Source organism: Candidatus Dependentiae bacterium (genome assembly GCA_035445995.1).
Lineage (GTDB): Bacteria > Babelota > Babeliae > Babelales > Vermiphilaceae > DAOMRS01.
In genome coordinates, this window is sequence record DAOMRS010000001.1 from 87,297 (window position 1) to 106,034 (window position 18,738).

Genomic DNA, 18,738 nt, shown 5'->3' on the forward strand with positions numbered 1-18,738 from the left:
ATATTATGAGTCAAAGCTTAAAGACACGAAGAAATATAGGTATTGCGGCGCATATTGATGCAGGTAAAACAACGGTAACCGAGCGTATTCTTTTTTACACCGGCATGACACACAAAATCGGTGAGGTGCATGAAGGTGCAGCCGTTATGGATTGGATGGAGCAAGAGCGTGAGCGTGGTATTACCATTACATCTGCGGCTACAACATGTTTTTGGAAAGATTATCAAATTAATATCATTGATACACCTGGCCACGTAGACTTTACTATTGAAGTAGAGCGGTCTATGCGCGTATTGGATGGTGTAATTGCCGTTTTCTCAGCGGTAGATGGCGTGCAACCACAGTCAGAAACTGTTTGGCGTCAAGCGAATCGTTACAAAGTGCCACGCATTGCTTTTGCTAATAAGATGGATCGTGTCGGTGCAAGCTTTGATAAGGTAGTAAATGACATCAAAAATAAATTAAAAGGTAACCCTCTTGCTATGCAAATTCCTGTTGGTGAAGCAGAGAATTTTAATGGCATTATTGATGTATTAACCCAAAGAATGGCTACATTCGAGGGTGATATGGGTGAAAAAATTATTTGGTCAGATATTCCTGCTGAATATATTTCTCAGGCAAAAAATCAATATAATAAAATTGTAGAAACTGCCTGTGACTTTGATGATGCATTAGCGGAAAAATTTTTGAATGAAGAAGAAATTTCAGTTGATGAAGTAAAGCGTGCATTACGCAAGGGCGTGATTGACTTAAAAGTAGTACCTGCATTTTGTGGTACAGCCTTTAAAAATAAAGGGGTACAACTTGTTCTTGATGCAGTGGTAGATTACTTGCCGTCACCATTAGATGTACCACCGGTTGAGGGCATAGATGCTAACACAGAAAAAACTGTGTTGATTAAACCAGATGTAGAAGCACCGTTTTATGCATTAGCATTTAAAATTATGACCGATCCATTTGTAGGTGTTTTGAACTTTATACGTGTATACTCTGGTGAATTGCATTCTGGCTCATATGTTTATAATGCACGTACTGGTAAAAAAGAGCGTGTAAGCCGTTTGCTTAAAATGCATGCAAATAAACGTGAAGAAATTAAATCAGTAAGCGCAGGTGATATTGCAGCAGTTGTAGGAGTTAAAGATACTATTACTGGTGATACATTATACCAGGAAAATGCGCCTAAAGTGTTTTTAGAATCAATTTCTATTCCAGATCCTGTAATTTCAAGCTCTGTTGAACCAAAAAATAAAGCTGATTATGAAAAAATGGGGATAGCTTTAAGAAAAATGATGCAAGAAGATCCATCATTTAGGTTTTCATATAATGAAGAAACAGGACAAACAGTTGTTGAAGGTATGGGTGAATTGCATCTTGAGATTGTTGTAGATCGTTTACGTAGAGAGCATAAGGTGGACATACAGCAAGGCAAGCTTCAAGTAGCATATAAAGAAACCATACAGCAACCAGTAGATGCTGAAGGTAAATTCGTACGCCAATCTGGTGGTAAAGGTCAGTATGGTCATGTTTGGATTAAACTTGAACCATTAGAGCGGGGTAAGGGTTATATATTCGAAGATAAAATTGTTGGTGGTCGTATTCCAAAAGAATTTATTCCGGGTATTCAAAAAGGATTACTTGAAGCGCTTACTTCAGGTGTGATTGGAGGTTATCCAGTTGTTGATTGTAAGGCAATAGTATACGATGGGTCGTATCATGATGTTGACTCGTCTGAAATTGCATTTAAAATCGCAGCAACTATGGCATTTAAAACAGCCATGAAACAAGCGTCTCCAGTATTGCTTGAGCCTATCATGAAAGTAGTTGCAGAAACACCAGAAGAATTCATGGGCGATGTAATGGGCGATTTAAACTCTCGTCGTGGTCGAATTTTGGGTATGGATGCTGAAATTGATAAACAGGTTATTACAGCTGAAGTTCCATTAGGAGAAATGTTTGGGTATGCAACGGATTTGCGATCCATGACTAAAGGGCGAGCTAGTTATACTATGGAATTTGCATGTTACCGGGAAGTGCCGAAGAACGTGCAAGAAGCAATCGTAGAGAAAAAATAGAGCAAAAAGCTTAAATTGTTGTAGGAGCTATACAATGGCAAAAGGTGTTTACGAGCGGAAAAAACCGCATTTGAATGTCGGAACAATTGGTCACGTTGACCATGGTAAAACCACATTAACGGCTGCAATTACTAATTATCTAGCGTCTAAGGGTTACGCTCAAGCTAAAGCATTTAATGAGATTGATAATGCGCCCGAAGAAAGAGAACGTGGTATTACAATTGCAACGTCTCACGTTGAATATGAAACAGACAAACGTCACTATGCACATATTGACTGTCCTGGCCACGCTGATTATGTAAAAAATATGATTACTGGTGCAGCACAGATGGATGGTGCGATTTTAGTGGTATCAGCAGCAGATGGTGCGATGCCTCAAACTCGTGAACACATTGTATTGGCTCGTAACGTAAACGTTCCAGCCTTGGTGGTTTTCCTAAACAAAGTTGACATGGTTGATGATCCAGAAATGGTTGACATGGTTGAAGAAGAAATCAGAGATCTTTTGAAGAAATATGATTTCCCAGGAGATACAATTCCTGTTGTCAGAGGATCAGCTCTTAAAGCACTCGAAGGCGATAGCAGCGAGTTGGGCACTCAAGCAATACAAAAATTGATGGATGCTGTTGATGAATTTATTCCTGAACCAGCACGTCCAATAGACAAACCGTTCTTGATGCCAATTGAAGGTGTATTTTCAATTTCTGGCCGTGGTACTGTGGCAACAGGTCGTATAGAGGCTGGCCAAGTAAAAGTAGGTGAAGAGGTTGAAATAATTGGTTTTGGTACTACCTTAAAATCAACAGTAACTGGTGTGGAAATGTTCCAAAAATCACTAGATCTTGGTATAGCTGGCGATAACGTTGGGTTATTACTACGTGGTGTCAAAAAAGAAGATATCGAGCGTGGTATGGTTATTGCAAAACCAGGTTCTATAAAACCACACAAAAAATTCAAATGCAAAGCATATATTTTAAGTAAAGAAGAAGGTGGTCGTCATAGTCCTTTCTTCTCTGGATATAGACCACAGTTTTACTTCCGTACAACGGACGTAACAGGAGTTGTAACTCTTCCTGAAGGGCGTGAAATGGTAATGCCTGGTGATGACGTTGAATTGAACGTAGAATTAATTTCACCAATCGCAATGGATGAGCAACTTCGTTTTGCTATTCGTGAAGGTGGTAGAACAGTTGGTTCTGGTATGGTAACTCAAATTATAGAATAAGTAGGTAAGCGATGAAAAAGCAACGCATTCGTTTAAAACTTCGTTCATATGATCATCGTTTACTAGATAAAGCAGTAAAACAAATTGTTTTAACGGTTCGTAGAACAGGTGCCCAACTTATGGGACCTGTTCCACTTCCTAATAAACGTCGCTGCTTTACCGTGTTACGATCGCCCCATGTTGACAAGAAGTCTCGCGAACAATTTGAATTGACAACACACAAACGTGTTCTTGATATAGTAGCACCTTCAGACAAAACAATGGACGCGCTTATGAAGCTTAATATATCGTCCGGTGTTGATGTTGAAATTCGATAGATGAGAAAGGTTTTCAATGGTTAAAGGGTTATGGGGTAAAAAAATTGGAATGACCCAAATATTTAGCAATGATGCAGTTATTCCAGTGACTGCAGTTGATATTTCCAATTGGGTTGTGACAAACATTAAAACCAAAGAGCGCGATGGCTATGATGCTATTCAAATGGGACACATAAGAAAACGCTATCATGGACAGCCATATCAAGAGAGTTGGTTGAAAAGTTCTACTAAGTATTTTGATTTCGTAAAAGAAATTAGATTAGATGATGCATTACAAGATGTTACTGTTGGGCATCCTCTTAATTTTAATACGATAATAGCTGAAGGTGATATAGTAGATGTATCTGGTATTACCAAAGGTAGTGGTTTTGCTGGTGTAGTTAAGCGACACGGTTTTGGTGGTGGTCCAAAAAGTCATGGTTCCATGTTTAAAAGAATACCGGGTAGTATTAGCTTTATGAGATCTCAAGGTCGAGTTATTAAAGGTAAAAGAATGCCTGGTCATATGGGTGTGCAAAAAAGAATGATGCGTAATCTTTCTATTGCAAAAATTGAACCAGAAGCGCAAGTCGTATTGGTTAAAGGTTCTGTTCCAGGAAAAGCAGGATCACTCATATTTATACGTAAGGCATAAGGTGATTGTCGATGAAAAATACAAAAGAAAAACAGGATATGCGTCATATGGTGGTAACATATGCTGACCTTGGCATAGAAAATCCTGTGGTTAAAAAATCAAATAATAGTTTTTCTACCTGGATACGAGTGCTTATGCAAAATTGGCGTCAAGGTACTGTATCGAGTAAAGGACGATCAGATGTTGCCCGTTCAGGTAAAAAACCATGGAAACAAAAAGGTACTGGCCGCGCACGGGCTGGTTCTTCTCGTTCACCTGTATGGCGTGGTGGTGGTGTTGCATTTGGTCCACAAGCTCGTACTCGTGTAATAAAAGTAAATCAAAAACAAAAAAAAGCTGTTTTACAGCAGCTACTTGCTGATTATGTAGGGCAAGGCAGGATTAGTTGGGTTGATTGGTCTGTACAGAATGAGTCTCCTAATACAGCATTAGCGTATGAGACACTTAATCAAGCGCAGTTTGCAGGTAAAAGAATTAATTTATTTTTATCTCCAGATGATATGCTAACTTATGCGTCATTTGCCAATATTCCAAAAGTACGCGTATTATATTTTGATCAACCAAATGCTTTTGATTTAGCCAATGGAGAACATTGGGTTTTCTTAAAAAAAGATTTGGATATGTTTAAAGGAATGGTTTCAAAATGGCACTAAAGTTAACAATGTACGATATTATTAAAGGCCCAGTTATTTCAGATAAAGCATATAAGCTTAACCGTATACACAATCAATTGGTACTTAAAGTACATATAGATGCAACGCAGCCGATGATTAAGCAAGCACTAGAACAACTTTTTGATGTAAAGGTTAAAAAAGTTAGAACTCTTATAGCAAAGTACACAACTGGTGGTGCTATGAGTCGTAGACGTATTGCTCGTCCGACTATACATCGCGAAAAGCGGGCGATTGTTACACTTGCAGAGGGTTATACGCTTAATTTTTTTGAACAAGCAGGTACTGCGCCAATGCATGTAGAAGAAGCGCAGAAAGCAAATAGTTAGTAAGGAATAAAATGGCGATTAAACGAAGAAAACCAAGAAATGCTTCTTTGCGCTTTCAATCGTTTTTAGATTCAAGCGATATTACCCACAAAACACCAGAGCGCAGCTTGGTAGTAGGGCTTAATAAATCTAAAGGTGGTCGTAATGCATATGGCAGAATTACTGTACGACACAGGGGTGGTGGAGCTTCGCGTAAGTATCGATTAATTGATTTTAAACGAGATGTACGTGATGTTTCTGGTACCGTAAAAACTATAGAATATGATCCTAATCGTAATGTTCGTATAGGTCTGGTTATATATAGAAGTGGTGCAAAAAAATATACATTACTGCCAGCTGGTGTACAAGTAGGAAGTACTATTATGGCAAGTAAACAAGCTGAAGCTAAGGTTGGTAACAGTTTGTTATTGAGAAATATCCCAGTTGGTTTTGAAGTACATAACATTGAAATGCGTCCAGAGTCAGGTGGTAAATTAGTTCGTAGTGCTGGTGCAGCTGCTCAGATTATGGGTAAGAGTGATACGCATGCAACTTTAAAAATGCCATCAGGTGAAATTCGTATGGTGTTATTAGATTGTTGGGCAACCGTAGGTGTTTTGGGTAATGCTGATTACCAAAATATTGTCTGGGGTAAAGCTGGACGAACTCGCCATCGTGGTTTTAGACCGAGTGTTCGAGGTATGGCGATGAACCCTGTAGATCATCCACACGGTGGTGGTGAAGGCCGTTCAAAATCAGGTTCACATCCAAGTACGCCTTGGGGTAAAGGATGTAAAGGGACACGTACGCGTCGTAGAAAAGATTCACTAATTTTGAAGAGAAGAAAAAAATAAATTTTGACTACTATTAGTTAGAAAGAGGTAGCCGATTATGGCAAGATCGACCAAAAAGGGTCCATTTGTAGATGAATCATTACTGGTAAAAGTTAATAAAGCAAAAGAAAGTGGCAAACGTGAAGTTATAAAAACGTGGTCACGTCGCAGTATGATTATACCGGAATTTGTGGGACTTAATATCGCCGTACATGATGGCAAAAAATTTGTTTCCATCTTTATCACTGAAAACATGGTCGGCCATCGTCTTGGTGAATTTGCACCAACACGTACCTTTAGACTACATAGTGGTCAACGTAAAGCCGGTATGGAAGCAAATAGCTAAGGAAAAAGTTGCCGGTTACGCGTAATTACGGTACAATTTATAGGTATAAATGATATTCATTACTGAGATATCAAATTTAAGAATCAGGTATTAGTTGAGGTTAAACACCATGCAATTTTTAGCTAAAGCACGATATGTTCGCTACTCTCCGTTTAAACTGCGTCCTCTCGTTGATGTAGTACGTGGAAAAAATGCGCAATATGCCCTTGATTGGCTTATGACATGCCAAGTACAACGTGCAGTTCCAGTACATAAAATAATCGCATCAGCAGTTGCAAATGCAAAAAGCTCAAAAGATGTAGATGCAACAAATCTTCGTATTAAAGATATTCGTGTTGACCAAGGGCCAGCTCATCGTTACTTTAAGCCTGGCGCTATGGGGCGAGCTAACATGCAGCGCAAGCGATTAAGTCATTTAAGTATTATTTTAGAAACTATTGACGAGAAAGAGGTATAAGGTGGGACAAAAGGTTCATCCAAAAGGCTTTAGACTCGGTGTTTATCTAGATTGGGATGCTCGTTGGTTTGCACGAGGTGCAACCGCTCTATATGGTAAACAACTATTAGAAGATTTAAAGATTCGTAATTATTTGAATAAGGTTCTTGCACGTGCAGAAGTTGCTAAGCTTGAAATTGAAAAAGCTGGCGATAGTGTACGAGTTATCATTCATTCTGGTCGTCCCGGTGTTGTTATTGGGAAAAAAGGCCAAGAAATTGATACTATGCGTAAAGATCTTGCTAAATTAATCAATAAAAATTCCATAGAGATTTCAGTTCAGGAAGTAAAAAAGCCAGAGCTTGATGCCGTATTATTAGCAAAAAATATTGCTGAACAACTTGAACGCCGCGGTAGCTATAAAAAGGCTATGCGACGAGCAGCACTTTCAGCTATGAAAAGTGGTGCTAAAGGGATAAAGATTCGCTGCAAGGGGCGCCTAAATGGTGCTGAAATTGCTCGTGAAGAGTGGACTCGAATGGGCTCTATACCTCTTCATACACTACGTGCGGATGTTGATTATGGTTTTGCAGAAGCACTTACTACTTATGGCCTTATTGGTGTAAGTGTGTGGTTGTGTAGAGGCGAATATCAACACGCATAAATTTAAAACGTTGAAAGATATAGACCATGTTAATGCCGAAAAAGACAAAATTTAGAAAAGTACAAAGAGGACGTCGTAAAGGGCGATCAAAGGGAGCGCGTACTATAGCGTTTGGTGAGTATGGTTTGCAAGCAATGGAACCAGTGTGGTTAACAGCGCAGCAAATTGAAGCAATGCGTGTTGCTTTGTCGCGAAACTTAAAAAAAGTAGGTTCATTTTACTTACGTGTTTTTCCAGATAAACCATTCACTAAAAAACCGGCGGAAACCCGAATGGGTAAAGGGAAAGGTAACGTTGAGGGATGGGCAGCAGTAGTTAAGCGCGGTCGTCTTGTGTGTGAAGTTGCTGGAATAGAAGAATCTGAAGCTCGTAAAATATTGCAAAGCGCAGCATACAAATTACCTATGAAAACAAAGTTCGTTAAAAAAGATCACGAAGTGCAAGTTTAGTGTGGCGGTATCATGAAAGTAACAAAGTTAAAAGCAGAATTGAATCAGTTGAATGTTGGTGATTTGAAAATCAAATTAGATCAACTAAGACGTGAATTATTTACATTACGTCTTAATAGTTCGACTGCTCATGTAAAAGATTATTCTCAATTTATTAAATTACGCCGCACTATTGCTCGTGTATTAACACAACTGCGTGCAAAAGAGCAAGCGGAATAATTCAAGAAGGTAACCATGGAAGTTAGTCAAAAAATAAAACGTACACATGTGGGTGAAGTTGTTTCTGATAAGATGAACAAAACTATCACAGTAGAAGTTGTACATACGTTTAAACACCCACGTATTCACAAAATAATGCGTCGTACAAAAAAATATAAAGTACATGATGAGCAAAATAGTGCTAAAATTGGTGATCAAGTAGAATTCTACGAAGGTAGACCAATTTCAAAAACAAAATATATGTATTTAACTCGCATAGTTAAATCACAATTAGCATAATGGATTCGATAAGGTAGACAAACGATGATTCAAAAACAATCATACTTAGAAGTAGCTGATAATTCTGGCGCAAAAGAATTACAGTGTATACACATTGTTGGAAGCACGCGGAAACGTTATGCATATTTAGGTGATCGCATTAAGTGTGCAGTTAAAAAGGCTATTCCTGGTGGAACCGTAAAAAAAGGCGATGTAGTTGATGCGGTAATTGTACGCACAAGAAAAGAATATCGTCGCGCTGATGGCAGCTATATTCGTTTTGGTGATAATGCTGCAGTAATAGTAAAAGATGATGAAATGATTGGTACACGTGTGTTTGGACCAGTTGCACGAGAATTACGTGCTCGTGGATTTATGAAAGTTGTTTCATTAGCACCAGAAGTTTTGTAGGGGGTTTATATGGTAGCTCGTGTTAAAAAAAATGATTATGTAAAAGTGTTAACTGGCAAAGATAAGGGTAAGGAAGGCCAGGTTATCACTATTACACCTAAAAAAGACATGATTTTAGTGAAAGATGTTGCGGTAGCAACTAAACATGTTAAAGCCCGTAGACAAGGAGAGACTGGCAGTATTCGTAAAGAAGAAACTTTTGTTCATCTTTCAAATGTAATGCCGGTATGTTCTAATTGCAAAAAGGCTTGTAGAGTAACAAGTAAAATATTAGATAGTGGAAAAAGAGCCCGTGCGTGTGGCCGCTGCAAAGAAATTTTTTAATAAGCAGTTCTTAACGAGAGACGAGCAATTATGGAAAAAGCCAGACTGCAAGAACAATACATAAATGAAATACGCCCAGCTTTATATAAAACGCTTGGTGTAAAAAATATTATGGAAACACCTAAGATTAGTAAAATAGTTCTTAATATTGGTGTGAAAGATGCAGATACAAAAAAATTACAAGTAGTTGAAGGTGTCTTAGCTCGTATTGCAGGACAAAAGCCAGTACGAACACGTGCTCGCAAATCAATTGCAGGATTTAAATTACGTGAAGGCATGCCTATAGGGGCGATGGTTACTTTACGTGGAAAATCTATGTATGAATTTCTAGATCGCTTAATTAATTTAGCATTGCCTACGGTTCGAGATTTTCAGGGCGTTACACCAAACTTTGATGGATCAGGGAATTATAATTTAGGGATCAAAGATTGGATAATTTTCCCAGAAGTAGAGTATGGCGTAAGTGAAAAGCCGTATGGTATGAACATTACCATACATACAACAGCATTTGATGATAACGGTGGCAGAGAATTGTTGAAAAAATTTGGTATGCCATTTCGTGAAAAGAAATAGTTTAAAAAGTGTAAGGTAATTTATGGCTAAAAAATCTTTGGTTGAAAAATCAAATAAAAAACCAAAATTTGCAGTACGCGCGTATAATCGTTGTAAATTATGTGGAAGACCGCGTGCCTATATGCGAATATTTAGTATGTGTCGTATTTGTTTCAGAAAAAATGCACTGAATGGGTTACTCCCAGGTGTTAAAAAAACAAGTTGGTAAAATCGGGGGTACCTATGTCAATTGATTCTATTGGTAATTTTCTTACTGTCATTCGTAACGGTATTATGGTTGCGAGACCTTCTATTACTACACCACATTCTAAAATGCGCTATGCAATTGCAAATATTTTAAAAGACGAAGGCTTTATTCGTGATGTGGTTGTGATTGACCAAGATAACAATAAGAAAGCATTAAAAGTTATATTGAAATATGTGGATGGTGAATCTGCAATTCACGAAATTCAACGAGCAAGTACTCCAGGACGTCGTAAATATACAAAAACAGGTAATATTCAACCAGTTATCGGTGGATTGGGTTTATCTATTTTGACTACTAATCGTGGTGTAATCTCACATAAACAGGCAGAAGAATTAGGTGTTGGCGGTGAAGTTATTTGTACCGTCTGGTAAATAAGGTGAAACTATGTCTAAGATTGGACGGAAACCAATAAATATCGACAATGTAGAAGTTGATATAAAAAATAAAGTTATTCATTATAAAGGTGCTCATAATTCAGGAACATACCAGTTACCATCGGAATTACTTGCTACCCTACAAGATAAAGATTTAAAACTAGCTGTTGATACCCAATCAGTAGATGCACAAAAAAAATCAATTAGAGAGATGAATCGTGTTTGGGGATTACATCGTGCATTATTAGCAAATGAAATTGCTGGTGCTGCAAAAAAATTTGAAAAAGTAATAAAAATTACGGGGTTAGGTTTTAAGGCGCAAGTATCCGGTAAAAATATAGTTTTTGTATTGGGATACAGTCATAAGATCGATTTTGAATTGCCTGAAACTGTAATAGCAGAAGTGGATCGCACGGGTCAAGTACTAACTCTTAAATCACCAAATAGAGAATTGGTTGGTTTAACAGTAAGTAAAATTGAGGCATTACGCCCGACTGAACCATATAAAGGTACTGGTGTAAGCGAAGCAACAAAATTTATTTTCCGTAAAGCGGGTAAAACAAAAGCTGGTTAATTAATTTTTATAAGGTGAATGTTGTGGCTATAAGTAGAAAAGATAGGATTCGAGCTAAAAGACGCGGACTTCGTGTACGTGGTCACGTGAAGCAGTACAGTGTGCTACCACGTGTTTCAATATTTCGTAGTTTGAATCATATTTATGCACAAATTATTGATGATAATACGCATACAACCGTAGCAAGTTGTTCGTCATTAGAATTAAAAGATGTTTCTGGTGACAAAAAATCAATAGCAGCTGCTGTTGGTAAAGAGCTTGCAAAACGCGTTCAAGAAAAAGGTATACAAGCTGCGGCATTTGATCGTGGCAAATTCTTGTATCACGGTAGAGTACAAGCTCTAGCAGACGGATTGCGTGAAGGCGGTTTAAAAATCTAAATAATGGATAGAAATAATGGCTGAAAAAAAAGAAAATACTTTTGTCGATCATGTAATAAGTGTGCGGCGAGTTACAAAAGTAACTAAAGGTGGAAAGAGATTCTCTTTTTCTGCATTTGTAGTTTCTGGAGATCGCAATGGACAAGTGGGTGTTGCTTTAGGTAAAAGTAAAGAAGTTGCATCCGCAATAGCAAAAGCTACAAATCGTGCGCGTAAAGACATGATTACTATTCCATTACGTGGCGTGACTGTGCCGTATGAAGTAGAAGGAAAACACGGCGCATGTAAGGTTGTAATTCGTCCGGCATCAGAAGGTACAGGTCTTATAGCGGGTGGTGCAGTTCGTTCAATTTTGGATGCACTTGGTGCAAAAAATGTATTGACTAAATCACTTGGTTCAAAAAATGGACAAAATGTTGCAAAAGCTACGTTAAATGCTCTTGCTAAATTACGTTCTGCAGAACAACTAGCAAAAATGCGTGGCAAAACAATTAAAGAAATTGTAGGGGCAAAAAATGGCAGAACTGCATAAGTTAAAATCATCTGGTAAAAAAATGAAACGTGTTGGTCGTGGTGGTAGCAGGGGTGGCACATCAGGACGTGGCCATAAAGGGCAACGTGCGCGCACTAGTGGTAATGCTCCAGCAGGATTTGAAGGCGGCCAAATGCCATTGTATCGCCGTTTGCCTAAGCGTGGTTTTAATAACGCACGATTTCAGTGTGATACTGTGATTGTAAATTTGGTTAATCTTGATTCATTTAATGATGGTGATGTTGTAACACGCGAAGAATTAATCGAACGCGGAATCATCAAACGTTATAAAAGTAAGAAACCATTTGTTGTTAAAATTTTAGGTGATGGTGAACTTACTAAAAAATTAATCATACATGCAGATGCATTCAGTCAATCTGCAAAGCAAGCAGTTGAACAGGCTGGAGGGGAAGCTAAGTTAAACCAGGAGAGGTAAGCACGTGATTCTCTTAAAAAACTTCATCAATATTTTTTTTGTTCCTGAATTAAGACGTAAAGTTTTATACACGTTGGGAATTCTAATTGTTTTTAGATTAGGTAGTCATATTCCCGTTATTGGTATAGACATCGATCGATTGCTTGCAATGATGCAACAACCGACAGGTTTAGGTGGATTATTTTCTTATTTAGATTTGTTTTCCGGGGGTAATCTACGGCAATGTACTTTATTTGCACTTGGTATTATGCCGTACATTACGGCATCTATTATGATGCAAATGTTAACTTTATCAGTTCCTAACTTAGAACAATTAGCTAAAGAAGGCGAATATGGTCGCAAGATTATTAATCAATATACACGGTATCTTACGCTAGGTGTATGTATATTGCAAAGCTTTAGTCTTGCCGTACTATTTGAACGTATGAATTTGGTAATAGATCCGGGTTGGGCTTTTCGTTTTATATTTATCCTTTCTATTACAGTCGGCGCGCTCTTTGTTATGTGGCTGGGTGAACAAATTTCATTATTTGGTATTGGCAATGGTACTTCAATGATTATTTTTGCAGGTATTGTTGCTCGTTTTCCAGGGGATGTTATTAAACTGATTGGTGCTGTTCAAGAGCGTTTACTTGATCCTTTAGTAGCAGTATTAGCAGTTGCTATTGTTATTACCGTGACTGCATGTATCGTGTTCTTAGAGAAGGGTGAACGTAAGATACCAGTGCAATATACGCGACGTGTTGTTGGTCAACGAGTTTATGGGGGACAAAGTACCTATATACCATTTAAAATTAATACTGCTGGGGTTATGCCGGTAATTTTTTCTACGGCTGTTTTGAATATTCCAGTATTTCTATCGTCTGTGCTTGCAGCACGATTTGAATCGTTTAAATGGGTTGTAGAAAGCTTTGCTCCAACCGGTATTTTGTATAGTGTTTTACTCTTCATACTAATCATGTTTTTCTCATTTTTCTATACAGCATTGCAATTTAATCCAGATGAACTAGCAGAAAACATTAAAAAAGGTGGTGGATTTATTCCGGGCATTCGTCCAGGCAAAAAGACTGCTGAATTTTTTAATTATATCTTGATGCGTTTGGGAACAGTTGGAGCTGTATATTTGGGGATACTTGCATTATTTCCAACTATTATTCATGCTGCATTACGGTTACCATTTTATTTAAGTATTATGGGCGGTACCTCATTACTTATCGTGGTGGGTGTAGCTTTAGAAACGGCTGCTCAAATAGAATCATATCTTATTGAGCATCGGTATGAAGGATTTTTGACTTCTGGCAGATTGAAAGGTCGATAAAGTGATCGGTGGACAGCAAAACGTATTCATTTTTATAGGGCCTCCAGGCTCTGGAAAAGGCTCAATATCAAGCTTATGTACAGAAAAATTTGGCTGGAAACAACTTTCTACTGGTAACTTGTGCAGAAAGCATATAGCTCGGCAAACAAAAATCGGTAAGGAGATAGATTTTGCCATAAAATCTGGTAAACTAGTTTCAGATAGTCTTATTACTGGCATGGTAATTGACTGGTTTATGCAAATGGGGGATCAGGATGGTATCACTATTTTAGATGGTTTTCCACGTACCCGTGCCCAGGCAGAATCATTTAATGAGCTTTTAGAACAACAGCTTGATCATTTGAAATTACATGTGATTCGTTTCGGTATTCGAGATGAATCAATTATAGCGCGGTTATGTGGTAGATATATCTGTCAAAACAAAGAATGTCAGGCAGTTTATTCACTATTGCCAGGATCAGCTTTAGCTCCTCAGTGTGAAAATGTGTGTGATAAGTGTGGAATGGTTATTGGTCGCAGAAAAGATGATGAAGAAAATGCAGTGCGTGAACGATTAGAAATTTATCATCGTCATGAAAAGCAGTTGCTTGATTTTTATCGTCAGATAGAACGACATATTCATGAAATTGATGCAGATAAATCATTACATCACGTGTTTGAAGATTTTAAGAGTGTTGTAGGACTTGATCTAGTATGATTACAATCAAAAACAAGTCCTCTATTCGCAAAATGGAGGAAGCGGGTTTTATACTCGCACGTTTATTTGAAGATTTAAAACCAATGGTACGTGAAGGTGTAAGTACGCTCGAACTTAACACATGGATAGAAAATCAATTGCGTATTAATGGTATGAAATCAAAAACAAAAGGTTACCATGGTTATCGTCATGCAAGTTGTATTTCGATAAATGATGAAGTAGTACATGGGGTACCTGTAGCACATAAAATTCTAAAAAAAGGCGATCTGGTAAAGATTGATGTTTGTGCATCAAAGCATGGTTACTGTGCAGATATGGCTCGCGCTTTTTTTGTAGGTACACCAACTGACATTATGGAAAAACTAGTACGTGTAGCTCAAGATGCGCTGGATAAAGGGATTGAACAAGTACGCCCTGGTAATAGAATTTCAGACATTTCTGCAGCTATACAAAAAGAAGTAGAGCGACATGGGTTTGGTGTAGTACGAGATTTTGCGGGGCATGGAATTGGTAAACAAATGCATGAAGACCCAGAAATTTTAAATTATGGTGAACCAGGTAATGGACCGGTTTTGCGACCAGGAATGACATTTGCTATTGAACCTATGATTACTGCGGGTAACTACAATGTGTATGTTACTGAAGATGGATGGACGGTAAAAACTGAAGATAAAAGTTTAGCCGCTCATGTAGAAGATACAGTTGTGGTAACTGAGAATAAACCAAAAATTTTGACACGATTGAATCGTGATGTTGCACAAGGATAATTGAAATATGAAGCAAAAAGAAGATGTAATCCGTGTTGATGGCATTGTAAAAGAAACACTGCCTAATGCGATGTTTCGTGTTGAAATTGAGGGTGGTCATGAAATTTTAGCACATGTGTCTGGTAAAATGCGTATGCATTATATACGTATTTTGCCTGGTGACAAAGTTGCTATTGAACTTTCTCCGTATGATCTAAAGCGGGGAAGGATTGTGTTGCGTTATAAATAAGAGTTGCTAACGGTTATGAGGAAGTAACAATATGAAAGTACGGACATCCGTAAAACCAATGTGCAAAGATTGCCGCATTATTAAACGTGAAGGCATAGTGCGTATTATTTGCAGAAAAAATCCAAAACATAAACAGCGTCAAGGTTAGCATTTTAATTGAGGGATAAGGATATATGGCAAGAATAGAAGGTGTTACCTTACCGGCAAATAAACGTATTGAGTATGGCTTGACGTATCTTTTTGGTATTGGGCTTACGCGTTCACGTGATATTTTGCGTAAAGTTAATGTTGATTTCGATAAACGTATAAAAGATTTAAGTGATGCAGAAGTTGCTGCGATTCAAAAAGAAATCTCCGTTAATTATGCGGTAGAAGGTGAATTACGTAAGGAAATTTCACTTAATATTAAGCGTTTACAAGAAATTGGTTCTTACCGTGGGTTGCGCCATAAACGTGGATTACCTGTACGGGGACAACGCACTAAAACAAATGCGCGGACAAGAAAAGGTCCTAAAAAAGCTCCAGTTGCATTAAAACGTAAGATAACGAAAAAATAATAATACATAGTTAGTATGTAGATTGAGGTAAGATGGCTTACAAGAAAAAATCTAAAAAAGTTAAACGTCGCGTAGACTCTGCTGTAGCGCACGTAAAATCTTCTTTTAATAACACGCTAGTTTCTATTACGACTCCAGAAGGTGATGTAATATTACGTAATAGTGCAGGGAGACTTGGTTATAAAGGATCTCGCAAAGGTACACCATTTGCAGCATCACAAATAGCAGCAAATTTAGCAAAAGAAATGGTTGCTATGGGTGTGAAAAATGTTGAAGTGAATATGCAAGGTCCAGGTTCTGGCCGCGATTCAGTTGTTCGTGCATTGCAGGCAGCAGGCCTCCATATTTCAATGTTACGAGATGTGACCCCGTTGCCACATAATGGATGCCGTCCACCGAAAAAACGCAGAGTGTAACGCGTTAATAGATGTACACGAATCACTCCTAGAGGAATTAAGTTTTTATGATGAAAAATATGACAGAAAAATCACAACAACAAGCGCGTTCCACAAAGTTTGTTGATAGAGAAAAAAAAGAAAGCAAAGACATACGACGTACCAAATTATCTGAATATGGTAAACAGTTGTATGAAAAGCAACGTCTTAAGCACATGTATGGATTGCGTGAGCGTCAATTCCGTCGTTTTTTTCAAATAGCATTGAAAGCATTTGAAGGAACGCCAGGTGACAATTTGTTAAACATGCTAGAACGTCGTTTGGATAATGTTGTCTATCGTTTAAAAATGGCAATATCACGTGCGCAAGCTCGTCAAATTATTGTACATGGTCATGTGTTAGTTAATGGTAAAAAAGTTTCATCGCCATCTTATCTAGTTTCAGTCAATGATACTATAGCACTTGATAATGCTGTGGAAAAGAAAGAAGCATTTTTGGATCAAGTTGTAGACAAGCGTATGAAAATGGGGATTAAAGTTCCTGAATGGCTTGAATTAAACAAACAAGAGCGTAAGGGTATTGTATTACGTGATCCTGTACGTGCTGATATTCAAGTGCCTATTGAAGAGCATTTAATTGTTGAATTGTATTCTAAGTAATTGATGTTGTGTGTTCGGTGATTATAATGGTGGTACTACCTAAGGTGTTAGGGGGTTAAAATGAGCAAGAAGGAATATAAAGCGCTTACGATTCCGCGGTTGACGTGGAATAAAAAAGAGCTAAGTGAAACCCATGGTGAGCTGATTGCTCAACCACTTGAACCGGGTTTTGGGATAACATTGGGTAATGCATTACGTCGTGTATTGCTTGCTGCGGTGGAAGGTTCAGCGGTTACTTCAGTAATTATAAAAAATATCAATAATGAATTTGCAAGTATACCTGGCGTAGTAGAAGATGCTATGCAATTGTCTCTTAATATTAAGGGTATTGTGGTTGCCAGCACTGATGGTAAGCCAGGCAAAATGCGTCTTAATGTTAAAGGTGATGCTGTTGCAAAAGTTTCTGATATTTCTGCAGATAGTAATCTTAAATTGATTAATAAAGATCATGTACTTGCACATGTTTCTGAAGGTGGCGAGTTAGACATTGAATTTTTTGTTGAACCAGGGCGTGGATATCAATCTGCGCAATGGCCGGTAGATAAGGCATATCAAGAAGATGGCCGTATGTATCTAGATGCTATGTTTTCTCCGATTACTAAAGTGATGTTTGATGTGGAAAAAACTCGTGTTGGTCAAGATATCGATTACGATAAATTAACTTTGAAAATTGATACTGATGGTTCTGAGAATCCAGTAGATGTTTTACATTATGCAGTTTCAGTATTGCGTACTCAATTAGAACATTTCTTGGCAAGTGCAGAAATCCCATTCAATGAAATATCTGCGGTTCCAGAAGAAGAAAAAGTAGTAGCGCCAGTTCAACTTGATCAATTAGGTCTCAAGGGTATATCAGTTGATTTATTATTGAAACCAATTGAAGAATTAGAATTATCAGTACGTGCGCATAATTGCTTGATCCAAGCTGGTATCAAACGAGTAATTGATTTAGTAAATGCTTCTGAAGATGATATCCTTAAAATCAAAAACTTTGGACGTAAGTCATTGAATGAAGTTAAAGATAGCATGAAAGCATTTAACTTATCATTTGGTATGAATATTAACGAAGAAGATATTAAGAGAGTACTCAAGTCACGTGAAGACTAGAGTATTGATATATAAATAATTAAAGGTTATACCATGTTACATCAAAGTGGTAGAAGAAAATTAAATCTTAAATCGTCACACAGACGTGCTATGTTACGTAATCAAGTAATCAACTTGATTATGTACGGTAAACTTGTGTCTACCAAAGCGCGTGTAAAAGAAGCACAGCGTCTTGCAGAAAAATTGGTAACCATTGCACGTGAAGGTAATACCTATAATGCACGTCGTCGCGCATTGTCATTATTACCGTATAAAGAAGAAGCTCTTATAAAGCTTTTCAAAGAAATTGCACCGCGCTATACTGAGCGTCCAGGTGGTTATACTCGTGTTATTCCAATGGGTCAACGTATGAGCGATACTGCAACTATTGCCCAATTGGAGTGGGTATAATTTGTATGACTGACCAAGAACTACATAGGCAGATTGAGCAAGTATTTGAACAAATTCGGCCTAACATTCAAATGGATGGCGGTGATATTGAGTTTGTGAGATTTGAAGATGGCGTGGTCTATGTCAGGTTACATGGTGCTTGTATTGGTTGCCCTGCGTCTAGTTATACACTTAAACTTGGCGTAGAAGAAGCACTCAAAGAGCACATTGCAGAAGTCCGTGATGTAGTTGCATTAGAAGATGAATAATAGAAAAAGAGCCTATTTATGGCTCTTTTTTTTATGCGAAAAATAACTTTGTTTTTTTCATCTATCGATGTATGCTCTGGGGTAACTT

At 37.8% G+C, this 18,738-nt stretch carries 33 protein-coding genes; all 33 read left to right on the plus strand.

Annotated elements, in window-relative coordinates; all coding sequences use genetic code 11:
* Positions 1-5 precede the first annotated feature (5 nt).
* The 33 genes from fusA (at position 6) to PK943_00545 (ending at position 18,650) form a co-directional block, all read left to right on the plus strand.
* Positions 6-2,072, plus strand: coding sequence for an elongation factor G (fusA, locus tag PK943_00385; protein HRN77677.1), 2,067 nt, complete (start codon positions 6-8; stop codon positions 2,070-2,072).
* Positions 2,073-2,106: 34 nt separating this feature from the next.
* Complete coding sequence (gene tuf, locus PK943_00390) at positions 2,107-3,297, plus strand: elongation factor Tu (protein HRN77678.1); 1,191 nt, start codon at positions 2,107-2,109, stop codon at positions 3,295-3,297.
* Positions 3,298-3,308: 11 nt separating this feature from the next.
* A complete protein-coding gene (rpsJ, locus tag PK943_00395) occupies positions 3,309-3,614 on the plus strand; it encodes a 30S ribosomal protein S10 (GenBank protein ID HRN77679.1) in 306 nt (101 codons plus the stop codon).
* Positions 3,615-3,630: 16 nt separating this feature from the next.
* Positions 3,631-4,248 carry a 50S ribosomal protein L3 gene (rplC, locus tag PK943_00400; protein ID HRN77680.1) on the plus strand — a complete coding sequence of 206 codons (618 nt, stop codon included), beginning with the start codon at positions 3,631-3,633 and terminating at the stop codon, positions 4,246-4,248.
* An 11-nt stretch (positions 4,249-4,259) separates the two neighbouring features.
* Positions 4,260-4,901 carry a 50S ribosomal protein L4 gene (gene rplD, locus PK943_00405; GenBank protein HRN77681.1) on the plus strand — a complete coding sequence of 214 codons (642 nt, stop codon included), beginning with the start codon at positions 4,260-4,262 and terminating at the stop codon, positions 4,899-4,901.
* Positions 4,892-5,248: a 50S ribosomal protein L23 gene (locus tag PK943_00410; protein HRN77682.1), complete on the plus strand. Its 357-nt coding sequence runs from the start codon at positions 4,892-4,894 to the stop codon at positions 5,246-5,248. The genes rplD and PK943_00410 overlap by 10 nt, the downstream gene beginning before the upstream one ends.
* Positions 5,249-5,259: 11 nt before the next feature.
* Positions 5,260-6,081, plus strand: coding sequence for a 50S ribosomal protein L2 (gene rplB, locus PK943_00415; protein ID HRN77683.1), 822 nt, complete (start codon positions 5,260-5,262; stop codon positions 6,079-6,081).
* Positions 6,082-6,118: 37 nt separating this feature from the next.
* Positions 6,119-6,406, plus strand: coding sequence for a 30S ribosomal protein S19 (gene rpsS / locus PK943_00420; GenBank protein ID HRN77684.1), 288 nt, complete (start codon positions 6,119-6,121; stop codon positions 6,404-6,406).
* Between the two features lie 109 nt (positions 6,407-6,515).
* The gene (gene rplV, locus PK943_00425) at positions 6,516-6,863 is read left to right on the plus strand and encodes a 50S ribosomal protein L22 (GenBank protein HRN77685.1); all 348 of its coding nucleotides are present in this window, start codon (positions 6,516-6,518) and stop codon (positions 6,861-6,863) included.
* Between the two features lies 1 nt (position 6,864).
* Positions 6,865-7,506 carry a 30S ribosomal protein S3 gene (gene rpsC / locus PK943_00430; GenBank protein ID HRN77686.1) on the plus strand — a complete coding sequence of 214 codons (642 nt, stop codon included), beginning with the start codon at positions 6,865-6,867 and terminating at the stop codon, positions 7,504-7,506.
* A 26-nt stretch (positions 7,507-7,532) separates the two neighbouring features.
* On the plus strand, positions 7,533-7,955 hold the full coding sequence (gene rplP / locus PK943_00435; protein ID HRN77687.1) for a 50S ribosomal protein L16: 423 nt from the start codon (positions 7,533-7,535) through the stop codon (positions 7,953-7,955).
* 12 nt (positions 7,956-7,967) lie between these two features.
* Positions 7,968-8,174, plus strand: a complete 207-nt coding sequence (rpmC, locus tag PK943_00440) for a 50S ribosomal protein L29 (protein ID HRN77688.1) — start codon at positions 7,968-7,970, stop codon at positions 8,172-8,174.
* 15 nt (positions 8,175-8,189) lie between these two features.
* Positions 8,190-8,453 (plus strand): 30S ribosomal protein S17, encoded by a 264-nt coding sequence (gene rpsQ / locus PK943_00445; protein ID HRN77689.1) that lies wholly within the window; start codon positions 8,190-8,192, stop codon positions 8,451-8,453.
* Positions 8,454-8,477: 24 nt separating this feature from the next.
* A complete protein-coding gene (rplN, locus tag PK943_00450; GenBank protein ID HRN77690.1) occupies positions 8,478-8,843 on the plus strand; it encodes a 50S ribosomal protein L14 in 366 nt (121 codons plus the stop codon).
* Positions 8,844-8,852: 9 nt separating this feature from the next.
* On the plus strand, positions 8,853-9,167 hold the full coding sequence (rplX, locus tag PK943_00455) for a 50S ribosomal protein L24 (protein HRN77691.1): 315 nt from the start codon (positions 8,853-8,855) through the stop codon (positions 9,165-9,167).
* Positions 9,168-9,197: 30 nt separating this feature from the next.
* The gene (gene rplE / locus PK943_00460) at positions 9,198-9,740 is read left to right on the plus strand and encodes a 50S ribosomal protein L5 (protein ID HRN77692.1); all 543 of its coding nucleotides are present in this window, start codon (positions 9,198-9,200) and stop codon (positions 9,738-9,740) included.
* A 22-nt stretch (positions 9,741-9,762) separates the two neighbouring features.
* Positions 9,763-9,948 (plus strand): type Z 30S ribosomal protein S14, encoded by a 186-nt coding sequence (locus PK943_00465; protein ID HRN77693.1) that lies wholly within the window; start codon positions 9,763-9,765, stop codon positions 9,946-9,948.
* 14 nt (positions 9,949-9,962) lie between these two features.
* Positions 9,963-10,358 (plus strand): 30S ribosomal protein S8, encoded by a 396-nt coding sequence (gene rpsH, locus PK943_00470; protein ID HRN77694.1) that lies wholly within the window; start codon positions 9,963-9,965, stop codon positions 10,356-10,358.
* Positions 10,359-10,371: 13 nt separating this feature from the next.
* Entirely contained in the window at positions 10,372-10,935 is a 564-nt protein-coding gene (gene rplF, locus PK943_00475; protein HRN77695.1) for a 50S ribosomal protein L6, read from the plus strand.
* A 23-nt stretch (positions 10,936-10,958) separates the two neighbouring features.
* Positions 10,959-11,315 carry a 50S ribosomal protein L18 gene (rplR, locus tag PK943_00480; protein ID HRN77696.1) on the plus strand — a complete coding sequence of 119 codons (357 nt, stop codon included), beginning with the start codon at positions 10,959-10,961 and terminating at the stop codon, positions 11,313-11,315.
* A gap of 16 nt (positions 11,316-11,331) precedes the next feature.
* The gene (gene rpsE / locus PK943_00485; protein ID HRN77697.1) at positions 11,332-11,847 is read left to right on the plus strand and encodes a 30S ribosomal protein S5; all 516 of its coding nucleotides are present in this window, start codon (positions 11,332-11,334) and stop codon (positions 11,845-11,847) included.
* A complete protein-coding gene (gene rplO / locus PK943_00490) occupies positions 11,831-12,283 on the plus strand; it encodes a 50S ribosomal protein L15 (protein ID HRN77698.1) in 453 nt (150 codons plus the stop codon). Before rpsE ends, rplO begins: the two co-directional genes overlap by 17 nt.
* A gap of 4 nt (positions 12,284-12,287) precedes the next feature.
* Entirely contained in the window at positions 12,288-13,601 is a 1,314-nt protein-coding gene (secY, locus tag PK943_00495; GenBank protein ID HRN77699.1) for a preprotein translocase subunit SecY, read from the plus strand.
* Between the two features lies 1 nt (position 13,602).
* Positions 13,603-14,298, plus strand: a complete 696-nt coding sequence (locus PK943_00500) for a nucleoside monophosphate kinase (protein HRN77700.1) — start codon at positions 13,603-13,605, stop codon at positions 14,296-14,298.
* Entirely contained in the window at positions 14,295-15,065 is a 771-nt protein-coding gene (gene map / locus PK943_00505; protein HRN77701.1) for a type I methionyl aminopeptidase, read from the plus strand. The genes PK943_00500 and map overlap by 4 nt, the downstream gene beginning before the upstream one ends.
* Positions 15,066-15,072: 7 nt before the next feature.
* Positions 15,073-15,294, plus strand: coding sequence for a translation initiation factor IF-1 (infA, locus tag PK943_00510; protein HRN77702.1), 222 nt, complete (start codon positions 15,073-15,075; stop codon positions 15,292-15,294).
* A 31-nt stretch (positions 15,295-15,325) separates the two neighbouring features.
* Positions 15,326-15,442 (plus strand): 50S ribosomal protein L36, encoded by a 117-nt coding sequence (rpmJ, locus tag PK943_00515; protein ID HRN77703.1) that lies wholly within the window; start codon positions 15,326-15,328, stop codon positions 15,440-15,442.
* Positions 15,443-15,467: 25 nt separating this feature from the next.
* Positions 15,468-15,851 carry a 30S ribosomal protein S13 gene (rpsM, locus tag PK943_00520; GenBank protein HRN77704.1) on the plus strand — a complete coding sequence of 128 codons (384 nt, stop codon included), beginning with the start codon at positions 15,468-15,470 and terminating at the stop codon, positions 15,849-15,851.
* A gap of 32 nt (positions 15,852-15,883) precedes the next feature.
* The gene (gene rpsK / locus PK943_00525; protein ID HRN77705.1) at positions 15,884-16,267 is read left to right on the plus strand and encodes a 30S ribosomal protein S11; all 384 of its coding nucleotides are present in this window, start codon (positions 15,884-15,886) and stop codon (positions 16,265-16,267) included.
* 47 nt (positions 16,268-16,314) lie between these two features.
* Positions 16,315-16,905 carry a 30S ribosomal protein S4 gene (gene rpsD / locus PK943_00530; GenBank protein ID HRN77706.1) on the plus strand — a complete coding sequence of 197 codons (591 nt, stop codon included), beginning with the start codon at positions 16,315-16,317 and terminating at the stop codon, positions 16,903-16,905.
* A gap of 60 nt (positions 16,906-16,965) precedes the next feature.
* Positions 16,966-18,012 (plus strand): DNA-directed RNA polymerase subunit alpha, encoded by a 1,047-nt coding sequence (locus PK943_00535; GenBank protein ID HRN77707.1) that lies wholly within the window; start codon positions 16,966-16,968, stop codon positions 18,010-18,012.
* A 33-nt stretch (positions 18,013-18,045) separates the two neighbouring features.
* Entirely contained in the window at positions 18,046-18,402 is a 357-nt protein-coding gene (rplQ, locus tag PK943_00540) for a 50S ribosomal protein L17 (protein ID HRN77708.1), read from the plus strand.
* Between the two features lie 5 nt (positions 18,403-18,407).
* A complete protein-coding gene (locus PK943_00545) occupies positions 18,408-18,650 on the plus strand; it encodes a NifU family protein (GenBank protein ID HRN77709.1) in 243 nt (80 codons plus the stop codon).
* Positions 18,651-18,738: the final 88 nt, after the last annotated feature.